Raw genomic sequence first — 19,499 nt, forward strand, 5'->3', positions numbered from 1 at the left:
TCAATCCAGAGACCGCCATGCATCTCAGCTCTCTCTTTCACCGCAGCGCCGCCACCTACGCCGACCAGCCCGCGCTGGCCGCCGGTACCCGTGATTCCCTCAGCTACGCCCAGCTCCAGGCTCGCGTGCAGGCGCTGGCCGGCTGGCTGCGCGGCCCGCTGGGCCTTACGCCCGGCCAGCGTGTCATGCTGGCGTTGCGCAACCATCCCAGCTACATCGAATCGATGCTGGCCATCTGGCACGCCGGCCTGTGCGCCGTGCCCGTCAATGCCAAGCTGCATCCCAACGAACTCGAATACATACTGCGCGACTGCGATGCGCGCCTGTGCCTGTCCCAAGGCGAGCTGCTGCAAGCGCTGGCTCCCGTCGCCCGCGGTCTCGAAGCAACGCGCGTAATCGACGTGGAATCCGCGGATTACGCGGCGGGCGCCATGGGCCCGCCACGGGCGCTGGAAACGCGGCCGTCGCAGGAACTGGCCTGGCTGTTCTATACCAGCGGCACTACCGGCAAGCCCAAGGGCGTGATGCTCAGTCATGCCAACCTGGTCGGCATGTGCCTTAACTTCTACGCCGATGTGCAGTCGGTGCAGCCCGGCGACACCATGGTGCACGTGGCGCCGCTGTCGCATGGCGGCGGTCTCTACAGCATTCCGTACTGGCTGCATGGCGCCTTGCAAGTCGTCCCCGACAGCGGCGGCCTGGACGAGGACGAGCTGTCCGGGCTGCTGGCGCACTACCGCAACGTCAGCCTGTTCGCCTCGCCCACCATCGTGCAGCGCATGGTGCGCCACGCCCGCCAGGCAGGCGGCCCGCCGCCCGGTCTGCGCACGCTGATCGTGGGCGGCGCGCCGTTCTACGTCGAAGACATCAAGGACGCCGTGACCTGCTTTGGCGCTCGCGTGGCACAGATCTACGGACAAGGGGAAAGCCCCATGTCTATCTCTGCGCTGTCCGCGGCCCAGGTGGGTGCCGCCGTGGCCCGCAACGACGACGCGCTGCTGGGCTCGGTTGGCTATGTGCAGTCGTCCATGGAGGTGGAACTGCGCAACGCCGCCGGCCATAAGGTGGCTCCAGGCGAACTGGGCGAAGTCGCCGTCAGCGGACCGACCGTCATGCAGGGCTATTGGAACAATCCACGCGCCAGCGCCGACACCCTGGTGGATGGCTGGCTGCGCACGGGGGACATCGGCATCCTGGATGAACGCGGGCTGCTGCACCTGAAAGACCGGTCCAAGGACGTCATTATCAGCGGCGGAACCAACATCTATCCGCGCGAAGTGGAAGAGACGCTGATGCGCCACGAAGCCGTGCAGGAGGTATCGGTGGTCGGCAGCCCGGATCCGGAATGGGGCGAATCGGTACTGGCCTTTGTGGTGCTGAAGCCGGGCGCCCAGGTCTCGGACCAGGAGCTGGACCGCCTGTGCCTGGCGTCCATCGCGCGCTTCAAGCGGCCCAAGCGCTACGTCTTTCTGGATGAACTGCCAAAAAACAGCACCGGCAAAGTGTTAAAACGCGAACTCCAACAACGCGTGCTTCCGACTCCATGACCCAACCCTCGCCCCTCTTTGGCCGCACGGCTGTCAGTCAAACCGAAAAGGCCTATTGCGCCCTGGAGGAAATGATCGTCACCGGCGAACTGCCGCCGGGGAGCCAGTGGTCGGAAACCACCCTGAGCGAGCGCGTCGGCATCGGCCGCTCGCCGGTGCGCGACGCGCTGCAGAAGCTGGCATTCCAGCGCCTGGTGGAAATCGCGCCGCGCCAGGGCATTTTCATTTCCGAGATCGACTACCAAGGGCAGTTGAAGATCATCCAGGCGCGGCGCGAGATCGAGCGGCTGATCGTGGCCCAGGCGGCGCAGTGGGCCGACGACGCCGAGCGCGCCGAACTGGCGCGGCTGGCCCGTGAGCTCGAAGACCTGAAAGCCGTGAACGACATGCGCATGTACATGCGCCTGCATTTTTCCCTGACCAGCCAGATCGGCGCCGCCTCGCGCAACAGCTACGCGGCCGAGTTCCACGCCATGCTGCAGACGCTGGCCCGCCGCTTCCTGTACTTCCATCAGAAGCGCCATCCGGACCTGATCCAGATCTGCGAGCTGCACATCCAGCAGATCAACGCCATCGTGGAGGGCTCGGTGGAACGCGCCATCGCCACGGCGGAAGCGCGCAATGACTATGCCGAGAATCTGGCCCGCAACATCCTGATGGAGCTGATCGTCACTTCGGCGGTCACCATCAGTTCACCGCCGCGCGGCCGCGGCGGCTCCGACTGAGCCGTCAGCCTGGTCAGCGGCCTCAGCGCGCCGCTTCGGCCTGGTGCTGCCACGCGCCGGTGCTACGCCCCTCTTCGGCCAGGAATTCCACCAGCGTCGGCAAGGCGGCGTCCATCGGGCGGTTGGCCTGGATGCGCATGACGTAGCCCCAGGAACCGGGCATGCGCAACTGCGGCACCAGGGGCACCAGCCGGCCGCTGGCCAGTTCCTCGTCGATGAGCGGCGCGCGCCCCAGCGCGATGCCGACTCCGGCGGCAGCCGCGGCGGCAACCGTGCTCAGCCCGCTCAGAACCATGGGTTCCTGCCAGTCGGTATCGGCCAGGCCCAACCTTGGACTCCAGGTCCGCCAGTCGGTTTCGGGGCTGTCCACGTGCTTTTCCTCCAGCCAGCGGTGGCGCAGAAAGACGCTGGGGTCGCCACGCTCGGCTGGATCCACCAGCGTGGGGCTGCAGACGGGCACCACTGTCTCGGTCATGAGCGGAATGTCGCCAGGTTCGGCAATGTGCGGCCCCATGGCGCGCACGTGCAGGAATGCCAGGTCGATGTCCTGGCTTTTCCAGGCCGGGTCCTGGCTGGCATGCAGATACACCTGGATGTCGATGCCGGGATGCAGCTCGATGAAACGTCCGATACGGGGCGCCAGCCACATGGCGGCCAGCGAGGGATTGGCGGAAACGTTCAGGGTATTGCGCCGTTTGCCCCGGGCGGAAGCCCGCACGTTGCGGCAGGCGGTCTCCAGCAGGGTCAAGGCCTGTTGCACGGAAGCCAGCAGGTCGGCGCCCGCCGCAGTGGTTTCGGCGCGGCGCACCGTCCCCCCTCGGCGCAGCAGCGCAACGCCCAGATCGGCCTCCAGCGCGCGCAACTGATGGCTCACGGCGCTCTTGGTGACATGTAGCTCGGCGGCGGCGCGGCTCAGGCTGCCCAGACGGGCGACGGCCTCGAAGGCGCGCAGGGCCGCCAGGGGTGGGGTATGGTTGGGGAGATCGGCCATGGGTCAAGTCTAGCTCAACCCATGATTGAAAAACTATCGCTTTCGCCAGGGCGCGGGATCAGTGACCATGCAAACACTGAAAGGAGTTTGCTATGTATTTCGATTCGCGCCTATGGCAGTTGACGGCGGGTTTGCGCGCCGGCATGGCGGGCGGCATTTTCCTGGGACTGCTGGCGTTGGCGGCCGGCATCGCCCGCTACGTGTTCCTGGGCCAATTGCTGGCCCGGGTGTTCGATGGCGCCGCCTGGCAGGACTGGATCGCGCCCGCGCTATGCGCCGCCGCCATGGTGCTCTTGCGCGCCTTCCTGGACCACTGGCGCACCGTGCAGGCCAACCGCTGCGCGGCCACGGTCCAGCATGCGCTGCGCGCCCGGCTCTATGACCGGATCGTGGCCCTGGGGCCGGCCTGGTTCGCCAACCAGCGCACCGGCGGCGTGATGCTGACGGTGGTGGATGGGGTCGAGCAATTGCAGGCCTTTTTCGGCCAGTACCTGCCACAAGTGGCGATTGCCGCCGCCGCCCCCTTCGCCATCTTTGCCGTGATTGCGTTCTGGGACGTGCCCACTGCGCTGGTGTTCCTGGCGGCGGCGTTGTTCGCGCTGTTCGGCCCGATGGCGGTGCACATGCTGGACCGCCGCGCCAGCCTGGCCCGCACGAAGTCGCTGAATGATTTCGGCGAGGACTTCCTGGATGCGGTTCAAGGCCTGCCGACCCTCAAATCCTACGGTCAGGGCAAGGCCTGGGGCCAACGCCTGGCGGCCCGCGCCCGCAGCCTGTCGGACAACACGTTCTGGGTGCTGTCGGTCAGCCTGCTGACCCGCGGCATCAGCGATCTGGGCGTGGCGCTGGGTGCGGCGCTGGCGCTGACGCTGGGCGCCTGGCGCGTGGCCCACGGGGACATGAGCGTGGAAGCGCTGTTGATCGTGCTGATGGCCGGCACCGAGATTTTCCGACCGCTGCGCGACCTGCGCTCGGTGCTGCACCGGGGCATGCTGGGCCAGTCGGCAGCCGCCAGCATCCATGCGCTGACGGACGCCCAGCCCCTGACGCCCGCGCCCACGGTTGGCGGCAAGGCGCCCGCGCGGCTCGCCCCCACCATCGAATTCGACAACGTAGCCTTTTCCTACACGCCTGACCGTCGCGCCCATCAAGGCCTCAGCTTCCGCATCGCCGCAGGCGAACGCGTCGGCGTGGTTGGCCCCAGCGGGGCCGGCAAGTCCACCATCGTGCGCCTGCTGCTGCGCGAATGCGTGCCCCAGTCGGGCAGCATCCGCATCGGCGGCCAGGACGTGAACGAACTCGACACGCAGGCGTTGCTGTCGCATATCGCGCTGGTCAGCCAGGACATCACGCTGTTCCACGGCACCATCGACGACAACCTGCGGCTGGGCCGCCCCGACGCCACGCCTGAGCAGGTGCGCGCCGCCGCACGCGCCGCCAACATCGACGACTTCATCATGGCGTTGCCCGACGGCTACGCCACCCGCATCGGAGAACGCGGCCTGCAGCTGTCCGGCGGCCAGCGGCAGCGCGTGGCGATTGCCCGCGCCCTGCTGCGCGACGCGCCCATCCTGATCCTGGACGAAGCGCTATCCTCGGTCGATACGGAGAACGAGGCACTGATCCAGCAGGCGCTGGACCGCCTCATGGCGGGCCGCACCACGCTGATCCTGGCGCATCGGCTGGCCAGCGTCATCGGCGCCGACCGCTGCCTGGTGCTGGACCAGGGGCGGATCGCGGAATCCGGTCCGCACGCCGAGCTGATGCGTCAAGGAGGCCTGTACCACCGCCTGATGCACGAACAGGCCGCGGCGCACCGCAATCCCTCGGCAGGATCCGCCGCAGCAGCGACTGCCGCCGTTACCACGGCGGCGCCGGACCGCGACGGCACCGGCCAGGAGTCCGGTGCGCAAGGCCCTGCCCTGCGCGCGCTGGACGAGGATGCCGCCCAGGTCGGCTGGCGCGCCACCCTCGGCACGCTGCTTTCCGTGGTGCGGCCATGGCGCGGGACCCTGACAGCCACCATCCTGCTGGGCGTGGCGCGGGTCGCGGCCTACATCGGCGTTGGCGTGTTCAGCGCGTTGATCGTCGCGGCCATCCGCGACGGCCGCGACTATTCCGCCCTGATTGCTGGCCTGCTGATCGCCGCGCCCCTGGCCGCCTTGTTCCACTGGCTGGAATCCTGGCTGGCGCACGCCATGGCCTACCAGCTGCTGGCCGATATGCGGGTCAAGCTTTACGACAAGCTGGAACGGTTGGCGCCGGCGTACCTGCTGCAGCGCCGCTCCGGCGACCTGGTCGCGCTGGCCACGCAGGATGTGGAGATGGTCGAGTACTTCTACGCCCATACGATCGCGCCAGCCATCGTTTCGGTGCTGGTCCCGCTATCCGTGCTGGGCTTTCTGGGAATCTACAGCTGGCCCGTGGCGCTGGCGTTGCTGCCCTTCCTCGCCTATGCCCTGGTGTCGCCGGTGCGCGGACGGCGCAAGGTCGATGCGCTGGGAGACAAGGCGCGCGAGGCCTTGGGCGAGATGAGCGCGCACACCACCGACACCATCCAGGGCCTGGCCGACCTGACCGCCTTCCAGGCCACCGGCCGCCGGCGCGACGAGTTCCTGCGTGTGGCGGATCACTACCGGACGCGCCGCCTGGACATCTTGGACGATCTGTCTCGCCAGACCGCGGGCTTCGAGATCGCGATGGGCCTGGGCGGCCTGGCGGTAGCGGTCGTGGGCGCGCTTCAGGTATCGGCAGGCGTGCTCTCGGCCGGCATGCTGCCCCTGCTGGTGCTGATCGCTCTGGCCACCTTCTTGCCTGTGTCGGAGATTTCCCAGGTCAGCCGGCAATTGGCCGACACCATCGCGGCCACCCGCCGCCTGCACGTGGTCGCCAACGAACCCGAGCCCGTGGTCGACGGGCCGCGGCCAGCGCCGGTCTCCGCGCACGGCCTCTCGCTCGCCTTCGAGCACGTCAGCTTCGCCTATCCGGGCAAGCGCGACGACACATTGCGCGACCTGAGCTTCAAGGTGCCCGCGGGCGCCACCGTGGCCGTGGTGGGCGCGTCCGGCGCAGGCAAGAGCACCGTGGCCAGCCTGCTATTGCGCTTCTGGGATCCGCGCTCCGGCCAGGTGAAGCTCGATGGCGTGGACCTGCGCGAAATGCAGCTGGACGGCCTGCGCGAGCGCGTGGCGCTGGTAACGCAGGACACCTACCTGTTCAACGACACGCTGGAAGGCAATATCCGGCTGGCGCGGCCGGAGGCCAGCCCCCAGGACCTGGCGCGCGCCCTGGAACAGGCGGCGCTGGCCGACTTCGTGCGCACCCTGCCGGACGGCCTGGCCACGCGCGTGGGCGAACGCGGCATGCAACTGTCGGGCGGCCAGCGGCAACGTATTTCCATTGCCCGCGCCTTCCTGAAGAATGCGCCGGTGCTGATCCTGGACGAAGCCACTTCGCACCTGGACACCTTGTCCGAGATGCAGGTACGCGGCGCACTGGACGTGCTGATGCGGCACCGGACCACGCTGGTCATCGCCCACCGCCTGTCGACGATCCGCGATGCCGACCTGATCCTGGTGCTGGAACGCGGCACCCTGGCGGAGGCCGGCACGCACGACCAATTGCTCAAGCGGCAAGGAGTCTATGCGCGGCTGGCCAGCCACCAGGGCGGCTACGCCGTCAGTAGCGCAACGTCTCTACCGACTTAGCGTGGGCGCGCACTTCCGCATCCGTGAACCAGATCCGCTTGCTGCCGAAACTGGTGTAAAGGTCGAACTGGTCGCGCGCGTGGGGTGACGGGGTGCCGTCCGGGGCGACAAAACCGCTTTGTCCCGGCGCCACCACGTCCACCGCGCGCACGCCCTTGCCATCGAACACCGTCATGTTGTTCTCGGTGCCGCGGTTCTGGGTGGCCGGGAAGCTCAATACGGCCTTGTCGTCCGCCTGCGGCACGCCCAGGAAGTTCTTGGGCGCGAACACCATCGGAGGCGCAGGTATGCGCCACTGGGCGGGATCCTCGCCGTAGGCCTTGCGCAAAGCCGCCAGCGCGTCGTCCAGGGCCGCCAGCGTTACATCCTGGGGTCGTTGGCCGTTGAAGAAATCGTACTGCTGCGGCACGCCCGCATCGCGACCCGCCAGCGCATTGAACAACACCTTCACCCCCACCGTCAGGTTGACCGACCCGGTAGCAGGCGCCGCCTGCGTCGGATAACCGGTGGCGCTGTACCACTTGAAGAAGTCGGCGGGCATCTCGTCGGCCAGCGTGCGCTTGAGCATGGCGCGCAGCCAGGCGTCCATCACCGCGGGACTCGTGTGGTCGTAGTAACCCGGTTGCTTGTCGCTGGTACCCATGCCGTCCCACGATGCCAGCCCGGCAACCAGCCGCGCCCGCGCGTCATCCGCGGGCAGCCCTTGCACCGCCTGCTGCAGGAACGGCAGGAAATGGCGGCGGTTCACGTCGGCATAGCTGGTCGTGCGGATCAGGTCCCACATTTGTTGCGCGCTGACCTTGCCGCCATTGGCTGTCATGGCCTTCAGGCGCGTCTCGATCTCGGCGTAGCGATCCGCCTGGCCCCATACGATGGCGAACAGGTCGGTGGAGGGATAGCCGCGCATGGGCTGGTTATTCCAGTTGGCGATAAAGCCCTGGCGCGGGTTGTACACCTGCGGGTTGGTCGAGAAAGGCAGCATGCCGTCCCAATCCATCTCGCCGGTGCCAGGCACGGGCAGGCGCGGATCGTGGCCCGGACGGCGTTTGGGGTAGAACCCCGTATGCGCGTAGCCGATATTGCCCGTGTCGTCCGCGTAATACCAGTTGATGGTCAGGGCGTGGCGCGCGGCCTGCTGTTTCCACTGGTCCCAGTTGCGGGACTGCGCCTTGTGGGTCCAGGCCATCAGCGATTGCAGCTCATAGCCCTCCCAGGCGCGTGCCTTGGCGTAGGCCACGCGCTGCTTGTCGTCGAACTTCGTGACGATGCCGTGCACGGTGCGGTAGACATCCATCACCACCGGCTGCGCGTCCCTGACCTCGATGAGCTCGGTGCGCTTTTCCATCGTCTTCCAGACGCCATCATGGAAATAGCGGGTGCGGTCGTTGGGATCCAGCTTTTCGGCGTAGATGTCCACGTCATCGCCAAAGCCGGCAGTCGAGCCCCAGGTCACGTGCGCATTGTGGCCGAACAAGATGCTGGGATAGGCAAACGGCGTATTGCCGACCACGTCGAATCCGGCCCCGTGCAAGCCGATCCCGTAGGTATACGCCGGGTTCCACCAGCCGAACTGCGGTCCGTTCAGCAGGATGGCGCGCGCGTCCTGGGCATGGTCGCGGCCCACGATCCACATGTTGCTGGTCGTGGGAAAGCCGGCGATGCCCGGTTGCCCCGATTCCGCAAACTGGGCCAGCAGTCGCGCCGGCACCGCGGCAGGCGCTTCGTCCAGCACACCGCGGGTTTGCGGATCGCGCGCCACGCGTTCCAGCATGGGCGGCGTGCCCTCGTAGCGCGGCAACGCATAGGAGAGCCTGGCGGAAGGACGAGCGGCGTCCGGTTGGTACACCCCCTCTTCCTCCGGCACGGTGGTGGGCGCGCGGCTGTCGGTCATCCAGCGCAGCTGGTTGAAGATCTGCATGGCGCGCTCATCGCCGTGCTTGTCCTTCAGCGCGGTCAGCAGCGCCAGATTGTCGATCTCGCTATTGGCGTCGGAGAAGCGGTTGGCCATGGTGCCCACGAACACCATCGCCACGTCGTAGGCCGTCCAGTCCGCCGGCTGGAAGCGCAGGTCGTTGAATTCCTTGGGCATCAGTCCACCAGGCTCGGCGCGCACCCGCGCGATCCAGGCATTCATGCCGGCCGCGTAGCCGTCCAGGATCTGACGCTCCGATGCCGGCAACGCCGCGAGCTGGCGCTGGATGCGCTCCGGCGAGAAATTCCCCCGGATGGACTTGTCGAACGCCACCATGGGCTGTCCAAGCACTTCAGCCACGCGGCCCTGGGTGCTGCGCCGCGCCATCTCCATCTGGAACAGGCGATCCTGCGCCACCGCGTAGCCATAGCCATAGAAAATGCCATACACGGTGTTGGCGTACACGTGCGGCATGCCATAACCATCGCGCCGTATCGTGACCTGTCCGCTGGTGGCTCCAGCAGGACGCGCCGAGGCACCGGCCTGCGGCGAGGTCTTCTGCGGGATTTCCTGGGCCTGGGCCTGAGCGCCCACGGCCGCACAGGCCGCCAGGATGGCGGCCGACAACAAGTGCTGCTTCATGTGAATCTGTCTCCGTGTTTGACGAGCCGCGTGGCGGTGCGAGTCCCGTGCGCGGCGTAGCGGCGCCTCTTGCGGGCACCGTCTGCGGCCCATCATACGAACAGCACTTCTATAATTCCAATGCATTTATTTCATAATATTTATGCAATAGAGACATGGACTTCCAGAAACTCAAGCACTTGCTCGCGGTGGTGGAGCACGGCACCTATTCGCGCGCCGCGGAAGCGGTCAACCTGTCGCAGCCCGCGCTCAGCCGCAGCATCCAGGCACTGGAAGCCGAATTGGGCTTGCCCCTGCTTGACCGCGACACCCGCCGCGTGCGCCTCACGCCCTATGGCGCCTGCGTGGCCGAACGCGCACGCCGCATGCGCTATGAAGAAGCGGAGTTGCAACGCGAGCTCAAGACCCTGCACAGCGGCGAATCGGGAACCCTGTCTATCGGATTGAGCCCGGCACCGGCCTCCCTGCTGCTCTCCCCTTTCCTGGCCCACATGGCCGAGCGCCATCCGCAGGTGCGCGTCGGTGTCGAACTCGGCTCCACCGCCGCGCTGCTGGCAATGCTGCGAACAGAACGCATCGACGCCATGGTCTGCGACGCCCGCATGCTGTATGACGCGGCCGACCTCGAAACCCGTTCCCTGCCTCCGCTACGCGCCGGCCTGGTCTGCCGCAAGCGCCACCCCATCCTGGCCCACAAGCGGCCCGGCATCGAACAGATAAGGCAGTACCCGGTGGCCTCCAGCACGCTCAGCCCCGAAGTTTCATTGCGGCTTGCGGAAACGCTGGGACCCGGCGGCGCCCCCGAACAGATGGTCACCCACCGCTGCGAAAACCTGGACGCGCTGGTCGAGCTGGCGCTGCGCTCGGACGCCCTACTGCTGGGCGTGATCTGCGTCACCCGCCAGCAACAGAAGGCCGGGCTGCTGGTCGAAGTGCCCATTCCGCCCGACCCGCAGCGCCAAGGCCACTATGCGCTGGCGCGGCTGGCGGGGCGCACGCCATTGACCGCGCAGGACGCGCTATATGAATTCACGCGGGGGTATTGGGATGGGTTTGTGTCGCAGCCCTGAACAAGACGAAGCCGAGCATCGCCGCGGCGATGTTGTAGAACATTGCCACCGCCAACGCCCGTCCGTAGATCAGCGCGCTGTTCGCCGCCGGCGCGTTATCCAAGGTCTCAAGCATCGTGAATATCACGCCGCCCACCACCGCGACGCCTACGGAAGTGCCAACGACTTGCAGGGTACTGAGCATCCCCGAGGCCATACCGGCCTCTTCCTGACGCACTGAGCCCAGGATGGCGTTGAACGCAAGCGGGATCACGAGGCCTTGTCCTGCCCCATTGAGTACCAGGGATGCCACCAGCAGTGCCAGATTCTCCGGCTGCGCCGCGGCGGTGATCGCGGAGAGCCCCAAGCCCGCGGCAAACATCAGCACGCCAGACAACAGTACCCCTCGGCCATGACGTGCCGCCAGTTTCGGACCGGCGAGCGAAGCGCCAAAGAATGCCAATGCCGAGGGAGTGAACACCATCCCCGCCATCAGCGGGGCATAGCCCAGCCCAAACTGCAACAGCAGCGTCAGCGCGAAGAAAAATGAGCTGATAGCCGAATAGAAGCAGAAGATGGCGCCCACGCCCGACAGGAACGCACGGTTTTCAAACAGCCGCATATCCAGCACCGGCACGCCTGCGCGCAGGACAAGCGCTTTCTCGTAGTGGACGAAATATCTCAGTACCGCCAACGCCAGCACCGGCCCCGCAAGCGACCACCAAGGCCAGCCGTACTCCCGCCCCTCCATGATCGGCACCAGGATCAAGGCCAAGCCAAGCGCGCCCACCAGCGCGCCGCGCACGTCCACGCGCATCGGAACCGGCGCGCGCCATTCAGGGAGCAATTGCCGTCCCGCCAGCAACGCGGCTATCCCTAGCGGAACATTGATAAGGAACACCAGCCGCCAGCCCAGGCCGAGCGGATTCAACGCGATGAGAACCCCGCCCAGCAACTGTGAGACCGTCGCGGCCAAGCCTTGCACCGCTCCCATGGTTCCAAAGGCGCGCCTGCGAGCCTCTCCTTCGAACAAGACTCGTATGGATGCCAGCACCTGCGGCATCAACAGGCCCGCCCCCAAGCCCTGCAAGGCACGCGCCGCGACCAGTTGCCACGGCGTGACGGCCAGTCCGCATAGCGCCGAAGCCAGGGTGAATATGCTCATGCCAATAAGGAACAAACTGCGTCGTCCGAACAGATCGCCCAGCCGCGCACCGTTTATCAGGCATAAGCCATAGGCCAGCGCATAGGCCACCACGACCAGTTGCAGGTCGGTATCCGTTGCCGACAAATCGCGCTGGATGCTTGGCAGCGCAACATTGACGATGAAGAGATCGAGGATCGTCACGAAATTGCCCGTCAACAACACGGCAAGCGCGCTCCATGGGCGGGTCTTTTCAGGAGGCAGGGCCAGGCTATGGTTCATGTTTCTATAACTATATATACGTACGTATTTATAGTATCGTGAAAGAATGGAACTCATGCAAGCAAAAGAACCAGATGTGATGAATCAGTTGCCGCCCTCTCCGCCACTCGACGGCCGCCGGCTGCGGGGCGAACGCGCCCGTGCGCGCGTGCTGGATGAAGCCGTGAAGCTCCTATCCGTCGAGGGCTTGGGAGGCCTGACCTTCGGACAGGTGGCCGAGAAGGCTGAAACGGGAAAAAGCAATCTCCAGGTTCTCTTCGGCGACAAGGAAAACCTGCAACTGGCAGCCTTGGCCCATGCGATCGCCCTGTACCACGTCCAGGTGGTCGAGCCGGCCATGCGCAAGCGCACGCCGCTGGCACGCCTGCGCGCGCTGATGAACGGATGGTTCGACTTCGTCGAGACCCGCCAGCTTCCCGGCGGCTGTGTCATCACTGCCGTCAGCAGCGAGTACCGCGCCCGCCCCGGACCATTGCGCGACGCCATCCAGCAATACCGCCAGGCAGTCCGGACGCGCCTTTACGGATTGATCCGCGACGCAAAGGCACAGGACCAAATTACGGCAGAGACGGACGAGCCAAAACTCGTCATGGACCTGCTCGCCTACCAGGCATTTGCCAACGTCGCCGCATTGATGGATGACAAGGCTGAATTCGGCCGCGCCAAGACGGCCGTAGCGGAATTGCTCGCGAAAGCCGCGCGCTGACGTCCGCGCTTCCTTGGCGCCACGCGCCCGTTGGGCAATGATCCTATACAATTAGAAATCATTCCCATTAGCGTTTGAACGGAAGCCCCCTTGCGCCCTGCCGACCTTGCGTCCTCCGACGATTTCGTCAGCCTGTATCGAGAGCATCACGGCTGGCTCGTGCAGATGCTGCGCCGCCGGCTCAGCGGCAACGCCGAAAACGCCGCTGATCTGGCGCATGACACGTTCGAACGCGTCATGCGCAGCGAATCGCGCGCCGCGTTTGCAGAACCCCGCGGCTTCCTCACCACCGTCGCCAAGCGTCTCCTGATCGACCAGTCTCGCCGCCGCGCCGTGGAACAAGCCTACCTGGAAACGCTGGCCTCGCGCAGCGTAGCCGTCGAACCCAGCCCCGAGACCCACGCCCTGGTGCTGGAGGCACTGAACGCCGTATGCCGCATGCTGGAGCAACTGCCGCCACGGGCACGCCGCGTCTTCGTGCTGGCGCAGGTGGAAGGACTGCCCTATCGCGACATTGCCCAACAGCTCGGCGTTTCAGTGGCGGCCGTGCAGCGCGACATCGTCAAGGCCTGGGAACATTGCTACGCGGTGCTGTACGCATGAACGCCGCCCAAGCCGAACGGCTGCATCCCGACATCATCAAGCAGGCGGCGCGCTGGATGATGCGAACCGGGGACGCCCCCGATGCGGCCACCCAGGCCGCCTGTGCGGCATGGCGTCAGGCAGACGCGCGCCACGAACTGGCTTGGCAGCGCCTGCAGGGCATCGGGCGCGAGGTCAATACCATCAATGCCAGCAAGGTGTCCGAGGGCGCCGCCAGCCAGACCATCCTGCGCTACTGCGAGCAGCGTTCGCGCCGCAGCGTCATGAAATGGGCGGCGGGCGGCATTTGCCTGGGCACGCTGGCATGGGCGGGCGCGCGCGAAGGCTGGTGGGACGGCAGCACCGTCTATCGCACTGCCACCGGCGAGCAGCGGACCATGACGCTGCCCGACGGCACTGTCCTGACCCTGAACACCGACACCGCAGTGGCGCTGCGCTACGACGCGCAGCAGCGCCGGATCAAGCTGCAGAGCGGCGAGATCCTGATCGCGACGGCATCGGATACCGCGGGGCGCCCCTTCCGCGTGCAGACCCGCAACGGCCTGCTCACGCCGCTTGGCACGCGCTTTGCCGTGCGCGAGCTGGACGACAGCCGTGGTTCGACGCGTGTTGCCGTCTTTGAAGGCGCTGTCCGCATCGAATCCGCCGCGCGGATCGTGCATGCAGGAGAACAGACGGACTTCGACGGCCGCACGGCATCCCCTGCTTTCACCGTCGCCGGCAAGGAACCCGCCTGGGCTACCGGCATGCTCGTCGCAAACCGCATGCGGCTGGATCACTTCCTGGCGGAACTGGGCCGCTACCGGGTCGGCGTCCTGCGCTGCGCCCCCCAGGTGGCGAACCTGGAAGTCACCGGCGCCTTCCGGATCGACGACACCGACAAGGCGCTGCAGGTGCTGGCCGACGTGCTCGACCTGAGGCTGCGGTACCGCACACGCTACTGGGTCAGCGTCGACCGCGCCTGACCGGACAACACGGTCCGCATCGACCCCGGACCGGCGGAAAATTTGTAACGACGGCGAAGATTATCGGATGTGGTTCGTTAGACATAGAGACAGACCCGAGGCGCCCGCGGTCTGGCCCGATCAATCGACGAACCAGGAAGCTCTCATGGCAGCACGCCATACATCCTCTATTCTTGCCGCGCCCCAGACGCCCGGGGCGGGTACGGCCCGCTTGCGCCTAGCCGTCCATCTTGCATTGGCCGCAATGGCCTCGCTCGCCGCGCCCGTCACGTCCTGGGCTCAGCCCGCCACCGCGCAGGGGATCGCCTTCGCCATTGCGCCCACGACGCTGGACGCGGCGCTGGGCCAGTTCGGTGTCGCTGCCAACGTCACCGTGGCCGCGTCGCCAACGCTGACCCTCGGAGTGATGACGCAAGGCCTCACGGGCCGCTACACCGCCGAACAGGGCCTCACGCGCCTGCTCGCGGGCACGGGACTGCAGGCAGTGCCCAACGCCAACGGAGAAGGCTATCACCTGCGCCGCATTGCGCAGGGAGAAGCGACCACGCTCGCGCCGGTCACGGTAACGGGCATGGCCGATCCCGCCGTCACCGAAGGCACGGGCAGCTATACCAGCGGAATAGTGACGATAGGCAAGGGAGAGCAGAGCCTGAAAGAGATCCCTCAGTCGGTCACGGTGGTGACACGCCAGCGCATGGATGACCAGAACGCCAACACGCTGGACGACGTGTTGGCCAACAGCACCGGCATGACGCTCTACAAGAGTCCGATGGGTGGCAACTACGTGTTCTCGCGCGGTTTTCGCGTCGACAGCTATCAATTCGATGGCGTCAACCGCGCGTTCTACTACCCCCAGGCCAATAGCTTCACGAGCAGCACGGTGATCCTGGACCGCGTGGAGATCATTCGCGGCGCCACCGGCTTGCTGCAAGGCGCCGGGTCGCCCAGCGCAGCGGTCAACCTGGTGCGCAAGCGCCCGCTCGCCGAAAACCAGGTGCAGCTGATGGCCAGCGGCGGCTCGTGGAGCAACTACCGGGCCGACATCGACGCGACCGGCCCGCTGAATGCATCGGGCTCCTTACGCGGCCGCGCCGTGGCCAGCTACAACGACCGCGATTATTTTTACGACAACGCCGACAGCCGCACCGGCGTGCTGTATGGCGTGCTGAGCTACGACCTGGGACCCGCCACCACCTTGACCGGCGGCGTCAGCTACGAGGAGCTGCGGTCCACGCCGTTCTTCCACGGCCTGCCCCATTACGCCAACGGCGACGACATCGGGCAGCAGCGTTCGACCTCGCTCTCGCAGGACTGGAACCGCTGGAACGGCAAGCAGACGACCGTGTTCGCCGAGCTTGCGCATCGCTTCAACCAGGATTGGTCGCTGAAACTCACCGGGACTTCCACCCAGGAGTCCAACGATTCCAAATACGCCTTCACGGAAGGCGCGGTCGATCCGGCCACCGGGCTTGGGCCGACGATGTACGCGGGCATATTCGATTTCTCGACGCACAACAAAGCCCTCAACCTGGACGTGGACGGCGCCTTCGAGGCCCTGGGCCGCAGGCATTCGGTGAGCGTCGGCGCCAGCTACAACGAACTGACCAGCAAAAACGATTTCGCGACAGCGCGCCTGAACCGGGGCGTGAACGTGTGGAATCCGGATCATCACGTGCCCGAGCCTACCGATCAATGGTTGCGCGAGTACGCCTACCGAGGAGCCGCGACCATCATCAAGATGAAGCAGACCGGCGTCTATGGCGTCGGCCGGTTCCAGCTGGCCGACCCGTTGACGCTGGTGGCGGGCGCCCGCGTCAGTTGGTATGAGAACACCGGCAATTACCGGGATGGCGGAGACCGCTACACCGATCCCTATAAGGAGAATGGCGTCGTCACGCCGTACGGCGGCCTGATCTACGCCTTCAATCCCCAGTGGTCGGGCTACGTCAGCTTTGCGGAAATCTTCGAACCGCAAAACGCCGTGGACGCGTCGGGCCAACTGCTCGACCCCATACTCGGCAAAAACTACGAAGCGGGCATCAAGGGCGAACTGCTCGACGGCCGGGTCAACGCCTCGCTCGCGCTCTTCCGCGTCGACCAGAAGAATCGAGCCCAGCAGGACCTGGTCAGCGCGTGCACGGTGGGCGATATCTGCTATGTGTCCAGCGGCAAGGTGCGCAGCCAGGGCGTGGACGCCGAAATCAGCGGCGAGGTAGCGCCTGGCTGGCAACTGTTTGCCGGCTATACGTTCAATACCCTGAAGTTCCTGAACGACACTGAAGTATCAAGCACCAATTTTGGGCGCACGGTGACACCGAAGCACATCCTGCGGCTCTGGTCGGACTACCGCCTGCCAGGCGAGTGGTCGGCATGGACCTTGGGCGGCGGCGTCAACTACCAGACCGGCAGCTACACGGAAACCCGATCGGTCCGCGTGTCGCAGGCGCCCTACGCCGTCTGGAATGCACGCGTCGGATACAAGATCAACAAGCACTGGTCCGCGGCGCTGAACGTGAACAACCTGTTCGACAAGACGTACTACCAGACCATCGGCGCGCCGGGATGGGGCAGCTTCTATGGCGAGCCCCGCAATGCAACGCTGACCCTGCGCGGAACCTTCTGACACGCAGCGCCCGCTTCGCTCATTCTTCGGGGTCCTGCCAGGCCGCCTGCGTAGTCAACCAATGCGCCACGGCCTGGACCGGCGCCGAGGGCGGCCGTCCGGCGTACATGGCCAGGTGATAGGTGTGCCCGTCTATCACCGGGCCGAAGGGCTGCACGAGATGGCCGGCCTCCAGTTCCTCGGCAACCAAGGCCAGGCTGACCAGCGCAACGCCGTGGCCAGCGACGGCCGCTTGTATTGCATGCCCTTCATCGGAAAAGCGCAGCTGGCTCGCCTGGCGAGGCTGTGCCCGCTCGGCGGCCGCAAACCAACGTTCCCAGGTTGGATTCTCCGGCCTGCGCCGCTTCCAGTCGAAACAGATCAACGGCACACGAGCCAAATCGTCTGGCGATCCGATGCCCAGCCGTGGATTCGCCACGGGCGCGAACCTGTCGGTGAACAGGGGCTGTACGACCAGCCCCGGATATGGCCCTCGGCCGTAGCGGATCGCGATATCCACCGCCGTCGACCGCAGGTCGACGATGTCATCGCTGGCCTGCAACTGCAGGTCGATACCAGGATGCCGGCTGCGGAAATCGGCCATGCGCGGCACCAGCCATTTCACAGTAAACGCGTTTGTCGCGGAGATGGTCACCTGGACCCGCGCGCGCTGCTGGGTCAGCCGCGCCAGTGTCGCCTCGAAAGCATCGAACCCGTCGCGCAGCACGGGATAAAGCTGCGCCCCCGCGTCGGTCAGCGACACCCTGCGCACATGGCGATCGAACAGCGCAAGGCCGGTCTGCGCCTCCAGAGCGCGGATCTGGTGGCTGACGGCAGTCGGCGTGACCGCCAGTTCGCGAGCAGCGGCCTTGAAGCTACCCAGTCGTGCGGCGGCCTCGAATACGCGTAGTCCGGAAAGCGGCAGGGATCGGCGTTGCATGATCGAGATTACAGATGAGTTTTTCTCATCTTATAGCTGACAAATGAACCTTTGTCACCATGCTCGCCCGTCCCTACAGTGTGGGCATGGATTGGCGATTTTCACACCGGTCCTCTCATCAACCATAAGTGAAGGAATTCGCATCATGCTACAGCGCGTCATCACCCAGCCCGACAACTACGAGCCCTTCCTGCTGTCGCAGGGAATCCAATTCGGCAACCTGTTGTTCATCTCCGGCCAGGCGGGCGCCGGCGACGATGGAAAGATCGTCGACGGCGGCTTTCTCGCGCAAGGCGAGCAAGCATTCCTGAATTTGCGCCGAGCGCTGGAAGCAGGCGGTTCAAGCTTGAAGGACGTCATCAAGGTCACCATCTTCGTCACCGACATGGGGTATTTCAAGGACGTGGTAACGCTGCGCCGCCGCTTTTTCTCGGCTCCCTACCCGGCCGACACCATCGCCGAAATCAAAGCGCTCTACGACCCGGCAGCCATGATCGAAATCGAGGCGATCGCGGCCGTGCGCCCTCAGGAGGGCCGCTGACATGAGCACGCACACAGGATTGTTCGCGTCGCTGCAGCTGGAACGCGGGCTGGGGCTGTCGAATCGACTCGCCGTGGCGCCCATGACTCGGGTCAGCGCCACGGCCGATGGCCGCGCCACCGCCCAGATGGCCGACTACTACGCCGCCTACGCTGCCGGCGGCTTCGGCCTTGTGATTACGGAAGGCATCTATACGGACAAGGCCCATGCGCAGGGCTACCTGTTCCAGCCCGGCCTGGCCGACGACGCGCAACGCGATGCGTGGCGGACCGTGGTGGATCGTGTGCATGCTCATGGCGGCCGGATCATCGCGCAACTCATGCATGCGGGCGCGTTGTCGCAGGGCAACCCCCATCGCGCCACCACGCAAGGCCCGTCCGCTGTACTACCCAAAGGGCAGCAGATGACGTTCTATCGAGGCACGGGGCCGTACCGGATGCCCGAAGCGATGTCGGAAGAAGATATCTCCGTAGCGGTAGCCGGCTTCGCGCAGGCAGCGCGTCGGGCGCAGGAAGCCGGGTTCGACGGCGTCGAGATACACGGCGCCAACGGGTATCTGCTGGATCAGTTCCTCACCACCTACACCAATGCGCGTAACGACCGCTACGGTGGCAGCCTGGACAATCGCCTGCGCCTGACCCTGGACGTGATCCAGGCTGTCCGAGCGTCCACCGCGCGGCACTTTGTCGTAGGGGTGCGCAGTTCGCAAGGCAAGGTCAACGACTTCACGCACAAATGGGAAGGCGGCGAGGCCGATGCCGCGCAGATCTACCGCGCGTTGGACGCGCAGCCCATCGATTATCTGCACACCACGGAGTTCGAGGCCTGGCGTCCCGCTTTCGGTGCACAGGGTCCCAGCCTGGCCGCGCTGGCGCGGCGGCACGTGCGCGTTCCGGTGCTGGCCAACGGCTCGCTGCATGATCCGGTCCAGGCCGGCGGCATGATTTCGCGAAAGGAAGCGGATTTCGTGTCGCTGGGCCGCGGCGCGCTCACGCATGCCGACTGGCCCGCCAGACTGCGCGCCGGCCAGGCGCTGGAGGCTTTCGATCGCGGATTGCTCGCGCCCATCGCCGACCTTGCCAATGCGGCGCGCCATCGCGGCAAGCTGCAATTCGCCTGACATGAGCGGCGGTCGCCTGATGC

Annotated in this window: 14 protein-coding genes; 10 read left to right on the forward strand and 4 right to left on the reverse strand. The window is 66.0% G+C overall.

All coding sequences use genetic code 11. The features are described 5' to 3' along the window. The first annotated feature begins 17 nt into the window (after positions 1-17). Both CEY08_RS14880 and CEY08_RS14885 read left to right on the forward strand, forming a co-directional pair. Positions 18-1,547: a class I adenylate-forming enzyme family protein gene (locus tag CEY08_RS14880; protein WP_076812787.1), complete on the forward strand. Its 1,530-nt coding sequence runs from the start codon at positions 18-20 to the stop codon at positions 1,545-1,547. Then, the gene (locus CEY08_RS14885) at positions 1,544-2,272 is read left to right on the forward strand and encodes a GntR family transcriptional regulator (protein ID WP_076812783.1); all 729 of its coding nucleotides are present in this window, start codon (positions 1,544-1,546) and stop codon (positions 2,270-2,272) included. The genes CEY08_RS14880 and CEY08_RS14885 overlap by 4 nt, the downstream gene beginning before the upstream one ends. A gap of 22 nt (positions 2,273-2,294) precedes the next feature. Here the strand turns inward: CEY08_RS14885 and CEY08_RS14890 are convergent, their stop codons facing one another. Beyond that, on the reverse strand, positions 2,295-3,263 hold the full coding sequence (locus CEY08_RS14890; RefSeq protein WP_042793159.1) for a LysR substrate-binding domain-containing protein: 969 nt from the start codon (positions 3,261-3,263) through the stop codon (positions 2,295-2,297). A gap of 92 nt (positions 3,264-3,355) precedes the next feature. Here CEY08_RS14890 and cydC point away from each other — a divergent pair, with 92 nt between their 5' ends. Continuing rightward, positions 3,356-6,970, forward strand: a complete 3,615-nt coding sequence (gene cydC, locus CEY08_RS14895; protein ID WP_076812780.1) for a thiol reductant ABC exporter subunit CydC — start codon at positions 3,356-3,358, stop codon at positions 6,968-6,970. Here the strand turns inward: cydC and CEY08_RS14900 are convergent. Then, the gene (locus CEY08_RS14900; protein WP_076812777.1) at positions 6,942-9,524 is read right to left on the reverse strand and encodes a penicillin G acylase; all 2,583 of its coding nucleotides are present in this window, start codon (positions 9,522-9,524) and stop codon (positions 6,942-6,944) included. The genes cydC and CEY08_RS14900 overlap by 29 nt on opposite strands. 155 nt (positions 9,525-9,679) lie before the next feature. Between CEY08_RS14900 and CEY08_RS14905 the strand changes: the two genes are divergently transcribed. Beyond that, the gene (locus CEY08_RS14905; RefSeq protein WP_076812774.1) at positions 9,680-10,594 is read left to right on the forward strand and encodes a LysR family transcriptional regulator; all 915 of its coding nucleotides are present in this window, start codon (positions 9,680-9,682) and stop codon (positions 10,592-10,594) included. On the opposite strand, the gene CEY08_RS14910 is transcribed toward CEY08_RS14905, so the two are convergent. Then, the gene (locus tag CEY08_RS14910) at positions 10,554-11,999 is read right to left on the reverse strand and encodes an MFS transporter (RefSeq protein ID WP_076812770.1); all 1,446 of its coding nucleotides are present in this window, start codon (positions 11,997-11,999) and stop codon (positions 10,554-10,556) included. The two genes, CEY08_RS14905 and CEY08_RS14910, sit on opposite strands and share 41 nt — an antisense overlap. 46 nt (positions 12,000-12,045) lie before the next feature. On the opposite strand from CEY08_RS14910, the gene CEY08_RS14915 reads away from it, so the two are divergent. The 4 genes from CEY08_RS14915 to CEY08_RS14930 all read left to right on the forward strand — a co-directional run bounded on the left by CEY08_RS14915 (position 12,046) and on the right by CEY08_RS14930 (position 16,896). Then, positions 12,046-12,705 carry a TetR/AcrR family transcriptional regulator gene (locus CEY08_RS14915; protein ID WP_167380333.1) on the forward strand — a complete coding sequence of 220 codons (660 nt, stop codon included), beginning with the start codon at positions 12,046-12,048 and terminating at the stop codon, positions 12,703-12,705. A 90-nt stretch (positions 12,706-12,795) separates the two neighbouring features. Further along, the gene (locus CEY08_RS14920; RefSeq protein ID WP_042793156.1) at positions 12,796-13,308 is read left to right on the forward strand and encodes a sigma-70 family RNA polymerase sigma factor; all 513 of its coding nucleotides are present in this window, start codon (positions 12,796-12,798) and stop codon (positions 13,306-13,308) included. Further along, a complete protein-coding gene (locus CEY08_RS14925) occupies positions 13,305-14,273 on the forward strand; it encodes a FecR domain-containing protein (RefSeq protein WP_076812764.1) in 969 nt (322 codons plus the stop codon). Before CEY08_RS14920 ends, CEY08_RS14925 begins: the two co-directional genes overlap by 4 nt. Before the next feature lie 145 nt (positions 14,274-14,418). After that, complete coding sequence (locus tag CEY08_RS14930; protein ID WP_076812762.1) at positions 14,419-16,896, forward strand: TonB-dependent siderophore receptor; 2,478 nt, start codon at positions 14,419-14,421, stop codon at positions 16,894-16,896. Between the two features lie 19 nt (positions 16,897-16,915). Here the strand turns inward: CEY08_RS14930 and CEY08_RS14935 are convergent, their stop codons facing one another. Then, positions 16,916-17,815: a LysR substrate-binding domain-containing protein gene (locus CEY08_RS14935; protein ID WP_042793154.1), complete on the reverse strand. Its 900-nt coding sequence runs from the start codon at positions 17,813-17,815 to the stop codon at positions 16,916-16,918. A 145-nt stretch (positions 17,816-17,960) separates the two neighbouring features. Between CEY08_RS14935 and CEY08_RS14940 the strand changes: the two genes are divergently transcribed. Continuing rightward, positions 17,961-18,356: a RidA family protein gene (locus CEY08_RS14940; RefSeq protein WP_063642635.1), complete on the forward strand. Its 396-nt coding sequence runs from the start codon at positions 17,961-17,963 to the stop codon at positions 18,354-18,356. A 1-nt stretch (position 18,357) separates the two neighbouring features. Beyond that, on the forward strand, positions 18,358-19,476 hold the full coding sequence (locus CEY08_RS14945) for an NADH:flavin oxidoreductase (protein ID WP_076812759.1): 1,119 nt from the start codon (positions 18,358-18,360) through the stop codon (positions 19,474-19,476). Positions 19,477-19,499 lie beyond the last annotated feature (23 nt).

The sequence above is a fragment of the Achromobacter insolitus genome (genome assembly GCF_002209555.1).
Classification (GTDB): Bacteria; Pseudomonadota; Gammaproteobacteria; order Burkholderiales; family Burkholderiaceae_B; genus Achromobacter; species Achromobacter insolitus.

Bases quoted from the DNA above. Each gene is read 5' to 3' on its own strand.
- CEY08_RS14940 (WP_063642635.1), top strand. From the start codon at position 17,961: ATGCTACAGCGCGTCATCACCCAGCCCGACAACTACGAGCCCTTCCTG.
- CEY08_RS14915 (WP_167380333.1), top strand. From the start codon at position 12,046: ATGGAACTCATGCAAGCAAAAGAACCAGATGTGATGAATCAGTTGCCG.
- CEY08_RS14890 (WP_042793159.1), bottom strand. From the start codon at position 3,263: ATGGCCGATCTCCCCAACCATACCCCACCCCTGGCGGCCCTGCGCGCC.
- CEY08_RS14930 (WP_076812762.1), top strand. From the start codon at position 14,419: ATGGCAGCACGCCATACATCCTCTATTCTTGCCGCGCCCCAGACGCCC.
- CEY08_RS14945 (WP_076812759.1), top strand. From the start codon at position 18,358: ATGAGCACGCACACAGGATTGTTCGCGTCGCTGCAGCTGGAACGCGGG.
- CEY08_RS14885 (WP_076812783.1), top strand. From the start codon at position 1,544: ATGACCCAACCCTCGCCCCTCTTTGGCCGCACGGCTGTCAGTCAAACC.
- CEY08_RS14935 (WP_042793154.1), bottom strand. From the start codon at position 17,815: ATGCAACGCCGATCCCTGCCGCTTTCCGGACTACGCGTATTCGAGGCC.
- cydC (WP_076812780.1), top strand. From the start codon at position 3,356: ATGTATTTCGATTCGCGCCTATGGCAGTTGACGGCGGGTTTGCGCGCC.
- CEY08_RS14910 (WP_076812770.1), bottom strand. From the start codon at position 11,999: ATGAACCATAGCCTGGCCCTGCCTCCTGAAAAGACCCGCCCATGGAGC.
- CEY08_RS14880 (WP_076812787.1), top strand. From the start codon at position 18: ATGCATCTCAGCTCTCTCTTTCACCGCAGCGCCGCCACCTACGCCGAC.
- CEY08_RS14900 (WP_076812777.1), bottom strand. From the start codon at position 9,524: ATGAAGCAGCACTTGTTGTCGGCCGCCATCCTGGCGGCCTGTGCGGCC.
- CEY08_RS14925 (WP_076812764.1), top strand. From the start codon at position 13,305: ATGAACGCCGCCCAAGCCGAACGGCTGCATCCCGACATCATCAAGCAG.
- CEY08_RS14905 (WP_076812774.1), top strand. From the start codon at position 9,680: ATGGACTTCCAGAAACTCAAGCACTTGCTCGCGGTGGTGGAGCACGGC.